At 43.1% G+C, this 4081-nt stretch carries 7 protein-coding genes; all 7 read left to right on the forward strand.

The window, feature by feature from the left end; all coding sequences use genetic code 11:
- The first annotated feature begins 55 nt into the window (after positions 1–55).
- Positions 56–460, forward strand: coding sequence for a DUF5412 family protein (locus NOG12_RS12845; protein WP_209328351.1), 405 nt, complete (start codon positions 56–58; stop codon positions 458–460).
- Positions 461–591: 131 nt separating this feature from the next.
- The gene (locus NOG12_RS12850; RefSeq protein WP_313933469.1) at positions 592–1134 is read left to right on the forward strand and encodes a hypothetical protein; all 543 of its coding nucleotides are present in this window, start codon (positions 592–594) and stop codon (positions 1132–1134) included.
- 129 nt (positions 1135–1263) lie between these two features.
- Positions 1264–1689, forward strand: a complete 426-nt coding sequence (locus tag NOG12_RS12855) for a hypothetical protein (protein ID WP_313933470.1) — start codon at positions 1264–1266, stop codon at positions 1687–1689.
- Positions 1690–1801: 112 nt separating this feature from the next.
- On the forward strand, positions 1802–2269 hold the full coding sequence (locus NOG12_RS12860; RefSeq protein ID WP_313933471.1) for a hypothetical protein: 468 nt from the start codon (positions 1802–1804) through the stop codon (positions 2267–2269).
- A 110-nt stretch (positions 2270–2379) separates the two neighbouring features.
- The gene (locus NOG12_RS12865; RefSeq protein WP_313933472.1) at positions 2380–2988 is read left to right on the forward strand and encodes a cytochrome c oxidase assembly factor Coa1 family protein; all 609 of its coding nucleotides are present in this window, start codon (positions 2380–2382) and stop codon (positions 2986–2988) included.
- Positions 2989–3091: 103 nt separating this feature from the next.
- Positions 3092–3544, forward strand: coding sequence for a hypothetical protein (locus NOG12_RS12870; RefSeq protein ID WP_313933473.1), 453 nt, complete (start codon positions 3092–3094; stop codon positions 3542–3544).
- 88 nt (positions 3545–3632) lie between these two features.
- Positions 3633–3965, forward strand: coding sequence for a hypothetical protein (locus tag NOG12_RS12875; protein ID WP_110077040.1), 333 nt, complete (start codon positions 3633–3635; stop codon positions 3963–3965).
- Positions 3966–4081: the final 116 nt, after the last annotated feature.

Below are 4081 nucleotides of genomic sequence, written 5' to 3' on the forward strand. Positions count from 1 at the left end.
TTCCGCAGCTTCGCTGCTCCATTGCGGCCGTTGCTGCAGGCGTTAGCTGTATTCAATGGACTTCATAATAAAACTTATAGTTCGGCTAGGTATTTTAGCTGGGGTAATTTCTACATTTTTTATCTTATGGGTATATTTTACTTTCCCCGATATGTGTGGCAATTATCTCCATGCGGAAGCTTATTCACCTGATAACAAAAATCGGATAGTAGTGTTCCAGCGTGATTGTGGTGCAACTACAGGGTTTTCTACTCAGATTTCTATTTTAGGCGCAGATGTTAAGCTACCAAATGAATCAGCCAATATATTCATCATACCAGGGCACCCAAACGAAGTGGCGCCAGGTGTGGAGTGGTTGGATAACTCTACAATAAAGATATCTCACAGGCTTAATGGGCAAGAATATTTATCAGAAACTAGTTATGGATGGTTTAATAAAGTTGTAGTTAAATATGAGTAACCATACAGCTAACAAACGCATCAACGCATGGACTAATAAAGCTTGGCTTGGTTCGTGCTCACCAATTTTAGCCAAGCATTATTAGCCCGTTATGCGAGGCGTTACGTGTCTATGGAGAATTCTGATACCGCATGAAGACTAAACTTAGAGATTTCATCCAGCATTTATCTCACGAAGTAGAAGATGAAGACAAAGCAGAAGAATATCTAGATAATGCATTGCCTTATATTGGCTTAATTGTCATGTACTTTAATTCTCTTGAAAGCTCATTAGATTCTGTATTGTGCGAAAACTTTACGGATAGAACCGATGCTACTGGCTTAATTGTTCTAAACAAAATGAATTACTCAGCGAAAGTTGATTTGCTAAAGCGCTTTTGTGATGACTTCCAAATTGGCTTAGATAAACAGTTAATTGGTTACGAGCAATTAATTACAGATTTAAGAGAATCTGCACGACTAAGAAATTTAGTTGCTCATGCAAACTGGGAAAGTACAGATGATGAAGGCTACACCTATGTTCGTCTAAAAATGTCAAAAAAAGGAATGCATCAGGAATACGTCCAGTTTACGGAAGACTCGCTAGAAAAAGTCGTAAATTTAATTATTCAAACTCGCTTTAAATTATATGAATTTTGGGAGCATCGAAATGATGTTCTATATGGGCGTGAATAGCCACGTAACAAGTTACTCAAAAGGACGCAAAACGCTTGGTTTGTGCTCCTTCGTTGCTAATTTTAGCCAAGCATTTTTGCGCCCATTAGTAAGGCGTTATGCATTCACGGAAGTATGGCGAAATTGTCAATGATTAAGAATCGAAAAGAATATTATCGAAAATGTAAATGCGGTAGAGATCACGAAAATAAATTTATTCGTGGCATGTTTAAGTATAGTGATGAAGGTGAAACAGCTTTTTGCGTTGCTATGCTTGATCATCAAAATGAACGCCATATTTGGTTGTCATTTATTACTGGTGAATGGCCAAACACTAATCAAAAAGATTGCGCAGTAACTTGTCATGTCTACACAAACGAAAAAGGCCGAGTTTTCACAATTCAAAATGGTGAGGACTCTCCATTCAGTAGTGATGATATTTTCGATTGTTATCAAGTTACACGCGAACAAGTATTGGCGGTAAATGGTGCAAAAGAGTGGTTTATAGATACCTATTTATCACTATTTAAAACCGATGACGAAATAGGAAACTACTTGGTAGCGGAGAATGCATAACAAGCTGTTTAAGCGCGGGACTGCTAATGTTTGGCTCGGTTTCGCTACGCTACACATTTTAGCCAAACATTAATCAGCCCCTTAACAGGGCGTTAGCTTTCAAGGAGTCCATGTGCGAGCAACTGAAATCCAGAATGAAATTGAAGAGCTCACGCGAGATCTAGAGAATGCCATTCGGTCTCATGGCCCTGAGATGGTTGCTGCATTTATGGAGCGTAAATCTGCTGTAATTAAAGCAGCGAATCTCCAATGGAAATTTGACACTCAGCAACTGGTGCAGCCCAGCAGAGATGAGCTTCAGCAATTAGATGATTATGTTTGCGTATCCTCATTTATTTCGGCTTGGTATCACCTTGCAGGTATGAAGGCCAAGCGAGACAAAGCGGCGCATTCGTGCTCAACCCTCATTGCAGGCTTAGGGTTTGAGGCTGAGAAAGTGTTGGCTCAATACATTGCAGTAGAGCGCTTGTGGAGGTCTGAACTCAAACAGGCTGGTCTAGCTCCACGAAACCGGAAGTTAATAAAAGTGATGCTGATTTTCGCGGCGGCCGCCGGTGTCGCGTACTTTGCCATCAAATAGCCCGAGAGATTGAGAGCTAACAAGTTGCTCCACGCGGAAAAATTACTCGCTGCGCTCCCAATTTTCCGGTGAGCAAGGCGTTAGACGAAAATCGGAGAGTGAGTATTAATATGGAAAGAGAGTATATTTCGGGAATGGGGAAGGACTCCGTTGTGCCCAATGAAATAAAGGGATGGAATTGGGGCGCTTTCTTGCTCAACTGGATATGGGGCATTGGAAATAGCACTTATATAGCGCTTCTAATGTTTGTTCCTCTGGTCAATATTGTAATGATCTTCGTGCTGGGTGCCAAAGGAAGCGAGTGGGCATGGCGGAACCGAACTTGGCGAGATGTTGAGCATTTTAAATCGACTCAGAAAAAATGGAGGAATTCTGGGTTAGCGCTTGTTCTGGTTATTCTCCCACTATGTTTCATCCTACTTACTAATATGATGAAGGGAGAGGCATATGATTTGTCCGTTGACGCAGTTCAATCCAACCCTCAGGTCATATCAATAGTTGGAGAGAACCCCAAGCCTGGGTTATTCGTCCTCGGCGAAATTTCGTATGGTGGCTCTGGTGGCACAGCCAATCTAAATTATTCTATTTCTGGCTCTAAAGGAAGTGCTGAAGTATATGTTTACGCCACGAATTTGGCGGATAAATGGGAGCTAAAGGAAGTTCTGGCCGTAAGTAAGGAAACTGGGGAAAGGGTAGTCGTTCTGACTCAATCAGAGTAGCGTCTAACAATCCTAAGCAGGGACATATTTTGCTTCGCTGCGCTCAAAACGCAAAATATGCCCCTGCTTAGGGGCGTTAGGCCTACCGAAGAGAAATGGCAGAATGTCTGACGAGCGAAAACTAATTCCAGCTGATCCAGAGTATCTGTCTGCTCTTGGCCTCGCGACTTACGCATTCGCACGATGTGAATGGCAAGTCGTATGGTGCAGCGAGAAAGTTTATCCGGGTTCAGTTGCTAAGATCACTTCTGAAGAAATGACGGCCGGAACAATTGGCAAATATTTCGCAAACATCGTACGAAACATGCCAAAGTCGAAAGAGCGCGAGGAGTTGAGTTCGCTGGCCTCGGAGTTCCTCGCTTTGGTTAACGAGCGAAATAGAATAATTCATGGTAAGCCTTGCACTGCTCCAAGTGGGGCGCAGAGGCTCAGCGGTACTGGCATTATCGAAATATCCGATCTAGAACAAGCCGCAGATGCATTTACAGTATGTGCTGGCAAGCTCAACTCACTTTTTTACGGCTTCTTGCAAAGCTATGTGCCAAGCCAGGCCTAACAAGGAATTCAAGCTCGCTCGTTACACTCGCTGGGACGCGCTTTCAGCGCGCCCCTTAATTTCGCGTTATGCATTCGAAGGGTATTTGATGAAATTTCTGTTATTGATTGCTTTACTCTTATCAAGCGTGGTGGCTAGGGCTGAAAATTTGTGTCCCGTTAACGAGGATGTTGCGCCAGATATGCGTATAGCTGAGTCTGATCTTACGAAGGAACGTGCGGAGAAGGCTGTCGAAAAAGTGCAGGGCATAGTTTCAGGGGCGGACTCAAAATATGAATGGATTACCGTTCCAAATTCATTAAAGATAATTGAAGGGTATATATTGAAGCGCGACGCTCTTAATGCAGAAGGGGTAATGGCTCAATATCACAAATCTCAGTTTTGTGAGTTTATGAAAACTCAGGCGTGGTGGTACGACTAAATGCATAACCAAGCCATAAAATACGCTCCCAGCGGTCGCCGGACGCTCGTTCCTCGCGCCGTTTATTGCGGGCGTTAGGGCTTTTATCGGAGATAGTCGATGGCCAATAGGTCTCC

This window comes from Pseudidiomarina fusca, from assembly GCF_032227045.1.
Taxonomy (GTDB): Bacteria; Pseudomonadota; Gammaproteobacteria; order Enterobacterales; family Alteromonadaceae; genus Pseudidiomarina; species Pseudidiomarina fusca.

What these genes read in the sequence shown, in the direction of transcription:
- NOG12_RS12875 (WP_110077040.1), top strand. Translation starts at nt 3,633, where the DNA reads ATGAAATTTCTGTTATTGATTGCTTTACTCTTATCAAGCGTGGTGGCT.
- NOG12_RS12850 (WP_313933469.1), top strand. Translation starts at nt 592, where the DNA reads ATGAAGACTAAACTTAGAGATTTCATCCAGCATTTATCTCACGAAGTA.
- NOG12_RS12870 (WP_313933473.1), top strand. Translation starts at nt 3,092, where the DNA reads ATGTCTGACGAGCGAAAACTAATTCCAGCTGATCCAGAGTATCTGTCT.
- NOG12_RS12845 (WP_209328351.1), top strand. Translation starts at nt 56, where the DNA reads ATGGACTTCATAATAAAACTTATAGTTCGGCTAGGTATTTTAGCTGGG.
- NOG12_RS12865 (WP_313933472.1), top strand. Translation starts at nt 2,380, where the DNA reads ATGGAAAGAGAGTATATTTCGGGAATGGGGAAGGACTCCGTTGTGCCC.
- NOG12_RS12855 (WP_313933470.1), top strand. Translation starts at nt 1,264, where the DNA reads ATGATTAAGAATCGAAAAGAATATTATCGAAAATGTAAATGCGGTAGA.